Source organism: Rhodovulum sp., assembly GCF_011048875.1.
Taxonomy (GTDB): domain Bacteria; phylum Pseudomonadota; class Alphaproteobacteria; order Rhodobacterales; family Rhodobacteraceae; genus Rhodovulum; species Rhodovulum tesquicola.
Genome location: NZ_DSDD01000278.1, coordinates 1 through 4,421, shown reverse-complemented (window position 1 = coordinate 4,421; position 4,421 = coordinate 1). Strand labels below are relative to the sequence as shown.

Sequence of the window (4,421 nt, the reverse complement as noted above, 5' to 3'; positions counted from 1 at the left end):
GCGTTCCGCTCTTGGTCGCATGGAGGCACCCGGCTTGGCAAGCGGGGCGGGGCGGGGCGCCTCAGAGCGTCAGGAAATAATCGTCATGGGCGCGCCAATAGGCCACCAGATCCGCAGCCCGCGTCCGCTTCAGGCCCAGGGTTTCCATCGCGTAAAGATCGGCGGATATCAGCCCGGCGACACGAAATCCATGCTGCGCGGCGGTGCGCGCAGGGCTGCCCTCGGAAAAGATCGCCTCGACCTGTGCCGAGGCATTGACCAGCGCGAAGACGATCGCCAGCGGCGGTGTCGCGGGCCAGCGCCCGGCCGCCTCGCGAGCGAAGCGGCGCCAGCCATCGGGGCTGGACAACAGCGTTTCCAGCGCAAATTCCGTCAGACCATCGGGATCGGCCTCAGGTCCCGATGTCGCGTCGCGTGTCTGCGTGGCTACGGTCGGCTGAACCATTGGCATCACTTCACAACCCCCAGGACGGGCAACCGCCGCCCGGCCAACCATGACTGAACATCATACAGGGCGCGAGACCGAACCACCCTGGACACCTCGCCCCGTTGGCGCAGCATAGGCCGACGCGCGGGACCGGGCAAGACGTTCGGGACCGATGAGCGGTCTTTCCCGAATGGCGCTGGCCGCTGCGCCCGCGCCCTGCGCGCTTGCAGCCCTCTTGCATCGGGATAGGGGATGGTCCATACATTCAAGAAATTGCATGTGATGATCGCATGCGGGTTTCCGGTAGCCTGCGCTGCCGGACCAAACCTGTGAACGGGATGGCCGCCTGCGGCGGACGACCGCAAGGCCCGGAAAGGAGGGACCAGATGAAGAAGGCCCTGTTTTTCATGCTCGCGCTCGGGATGGCCCTGCCGGTTGCGGCGGGCGAACTGGTGCTTGAGCCGGTCGAGATCACCGAATGGAAGGCCGTCCACGGTCAGGTCGAGACCCGCGACCGGGTGCCCGCCCGCGCGCGGATCGGCGGCACGCTGGTCGAGCTCAAGGTGACCGAGGGCGACCGGGTCGAGGCGGGCCAGGAAATCGCGCGGGTCGAGGATGACAAGCTGACATTCCGGCTGCGTGCCATCGACGCGCAACTGACCGCGCTGCGAACCCAGCTTCAGACCGCCAAGACCGATCTGGACCGGGGCGAGGCGCTGCGCGAGCGGGGCGTCATCACCCAGCAGCGGCTGGACCAGTTGCGCACTCAGGTCGACATCCTTCAGGGCCAGATCGGCACCGCCGAGGCCGAACGCCGGGTGATCGAGCAGCAGATGGCCGAAGGTGCGGTGCTCTCGCCCGATGCGGGCGTGGTTCTGGCGGTGCCGCAGTCCTTGGGGTCGGTGATCACGCCGGGCGAGACGGTGGCCGCGATCGGCGGCGGCGGCGTCTTCCTGCGGCTTGCCGTGCCCGAACGCCACGCCACCGCGCTGGCCGAGGGCGACGCGATCGCGCTGGGCGCGGGCGTGGGGCTGGACGGACAGACCGGGCGGCTGGCCAAGATCTATCCCCAGATCGAAGGCGGCCGCGTGATCGCCGATGTCGAGGTCGAGGGGCTGGATGGCCGATTTGTCGGTCGCCGCATGCCGGTGCGCCTGCCCGTGGGCACGCGCGCCGCGCTACTGGTGCCGCCCGGGGCGGTCAGCCGGGCGGGCGGGCTGGATTTCGTGACCGTGGCAGGGCAGGCGGGCGCGGGGCCGGTGCGCCGTGCCGTCGTGCCGGGCGAGATCGTCACCCATGACGGCGCCGATTGGCGCGAGATCCTGAGCGGGCTTGTCCCCGGCGAGACCGTGGTGACCGGCCATGACTGACGCGCCGAAATCCCCCGACGCGCCCCGCGGCCCGAAACTGGGAATCGCGGGCCAGTTGACGCGTGGCTTCATCTCCTCGCCGCTGACGCCGCTTCTGCTGCTGGCGGCGCTCGCCGTGGGGTTGATCGCCCTGATGAGCCTGCCGCGCGAGGAAGAGCCGCAGATCTCGGTCCCGCTGGTCGATATCCATGTCCGCGCCGACGGGTTGAAGGCCGCCGATGCCGTCAAGCTGGTGACCGAACCGCTTGAGACCATCGTCAAGGGCATAGACGAGGTCGAGCATGTCTATTCCGAAACCCGCGACGACCGGGTGATGCTGACCGCCCGCTTCGAGGTGGGCCTCAGCCAGGACTCCGCGATCCTGCGGGTGCGTGACAAGATCCTTGCCAATCTCGACCGCATCCCGGTCGGCATCCCCGAGCCGATGGTGGTGGGCCGCGGCATCAACGATGTGGCCATCGTCTCGCTGACCTTCTCGCCCATTGCGGGTCAGGACGCGATCACCCCGGCCGACCTGACCCGCATCGCCCGCGAGGTCGAGGTCGAACTGGCCAAGGTCACGGATGTCGGCCTGACCTATCTGGTCGGCGCCACCGACGAGGCGCTGCGCGTCGCGCCCGACCCCGAGAAACTGGCGCTTTACGGCATCACGCTGCAACAGCTTGCCGCCAAGGTGCAGGGCGCCAATGCCGCAACCCCCGCGGGGATGGTGCGCGCTGGCGGCGACCAGCTTGGCCTGGTGATCGGCCGCACGCTGTCCACGCCCGAGGAGATCGGCAATCTGGAACTGACCGCCCGCGACGGGCGCACCGTCTATGTCCGCGACGTGGCGGCCATCGGCCTTGCCCGGGATCTGGACGAGCAACATGTCGCCACGCTCAGCCGCGACGCGAGCGGAGAGATCACCCGCCGCCCGGCCGTGACGCTGGCGCTGGCCAAGCGCGCTGGCGCCAATGCCGTGGTCGTGGCCGAGGCGATCCTTGGGCGCGTGCAGCAGATGGAGGGCGGGCTGATCCCCGATTCGGTCGTGGTCGAGATCACCCGCGACTATGGCGCGACCGCGCAGGACAAGGCCAACACGCTGCTGGTCAAGCTGTTCATCGCGACGATGTCGATCATCCTGCTGACGCTTCTGGCCATCGGCTGGCGCGAGGCGATCGTGGTGGCCATCGTCATTCCGGTGACGATCCTTCTGACGCTGTTTGCGGCCTATTTCATGGGCTACACGCTGAACCGCGTGTCGCTCTTCGCGCTGATCTTTTCCATCGGCATCCTGGTCGATGACGCCATCGTGGTGATCGAGAACATCGCGCGTCACTGGGCCATGCGGGACGATGGCCGCAGCCGGTTGCAACGCGCCATCGACGGCGTGGCCGAGGTCGGCAACCCCACCATCATCGCCACGCTGACCGTGGTCGCCGCCCTTTTGCCGATGCTGTTCGTCTCGGGGCTGATGGGCCCCTACATGAGCCCGATCCCGGCGGTGGCCTCGGCGGCAATGATCTTCTCTTTCTTCGTTGCGGTGATGATCACGCCCTGGCTGATGATGAAGGTCGCGGGCCGCGCGCCGATCCACGCCCATGGCGGCCATGGCCATCCCGGCGGCCGTCTGGGTCGGCTTTACGCCGCCACCGTCCGCCCGATCCTTGCGCGCAAATGGATCTCGCTCGCCTTCCTGCTGGCGGTGGCGGTGGTCTCCTTCGGCTCGATGGGCGCGCTTTACACCAAGGATGTCACCGTCAAGCTGCTGCCCTTCGACAACAAGTCGGAACTCGCCGTGGTGATCGACCTGCCCGAGGGGGCGTCTGTCGAGGCAACGGATGCCGTGGCGCAGGCCGTGGCCCGGGTGGCGCTGGACATGCCCGAAACGCTGAGCGTGCAGACCTATGCGGGAACGGCGCAGCCCTTCAACTTCAACGGGCTGGTGCGCCACTACTTCCTGCGCGAAAGCCCGCATCTGGGCGATGTGCAGCTGAACCTGACGGGCAAGGACGACCGCGACCGCACCAGCCACGAGATCGCGCTGGATCTGCGCAAGCGGCTTGCGGCGCTCGACCTGCCCGGGGGCACGGTTCTCAAGGTGGTCGAACCGCCCCCCGGCCCCCCGGTGATCGCGACGCTTCTGGCCGAGATCTATGGCCCCGACGGCGAAACCCGCCGGGCGGTCGCGACGAAGGTGCGCGAGGTATTCGAGGAAATCCCCTTCATCGTCGATGTCGATGACAGTTTCGGCACCCCGCCGCGCCGCATCCGGGCCGAGCTCGACCCCGCCGATCTGGCCTTCTTCAACGTGCAGGAGGCCGACGTGCTGGAAACCCTGCGCCTGCTGCATGGCGATACGGTGGTGGGCTATTCCCATCGCGGCGAGGGGCGGGTGCCCATCCCTATCGTGGTCGGCCGCGACCGGGCGGGACGGGTGATGGACGAACGCGCGCTGGCCACGCCCGTGCCTGCCAATGCGCTGCCCGGCGGGCGGGGCGTGGTGGAACTGGGCGATGTGGTGCGGCTGTCGGAGGAACGCGCCTCGCACCCGATCTTCCGCCATAATGGCCGCTATGCCGAAATGGTCACCGCAGAGCTTGCGGGCGAATTCGAGGCGCCGCTTTACGGCATGCTCGCGGTGC

At 68.4% G+C, this 4,421-nt stretch carries 3 protein-coding genes; 2 read left to right on the top strand and 1 reads right to left on the bottom strand.

The window, feature by feature from the left end:
* Positions 1 to 61 precede the first annotated feature (61 nt).
* Positions 62 to 445 (bottom strand): hypothetical protein, encoded by a 384-nt coding sequence (locus tag ENN83_RS09785; protein ID WP_287186409.1) that lies wholly within the window; start codon positions 443 to 445, stop codon positions 62 to 64.
* Positions 446 to 813: 368 nt separating this feature from the next.
* On the opposite strand from ENN83_RS09785, the gene ENN83_RS09780 reads away from it, so the two are divergent.
* Together ENN83_RS09780 and ENN83_RS09775 are read left to right on the top strand one after the other, a co-directional pair.
* Positions 814 to 1,797, top strand: a complete 984-nt coding sequence (locus ENN83_RS09780; RefSeq protein ID WP_287186406.1) for an efflux RND transporter periplasmic adaptor subunit — start codon at positions 814 to 816, stop codon at positions 1,795 to 1,797.
* On the top strand, positions 1,790 to 4,421 hold a 2,632-nt coding region (locus tag ENN83_RS09775), incomplete at its 3' end, for an efflux RND transporter permease subunit (RefSeq protein WP_287186403.1). The genes ENN83_RS09780 and ENN83_RS09775, both read left to right, overlap by 8 nt.

Coding starts and splice junctions, on each gene's coding strand:
- ENN83_RS09785 (WP_287186409.1), bottom strand. CDS start 445: ATGGTTCAGCCGACCGTAGCCACGCAGACACGCGACGCGACATCGGGA.
- ENN83_RS09780 (WP_287186406.1), top strand. CDS start 814: ATGAAGAAGGCCCTGTTTTTCATGCTCGCGCTCGGGATGGCCCTGCCG.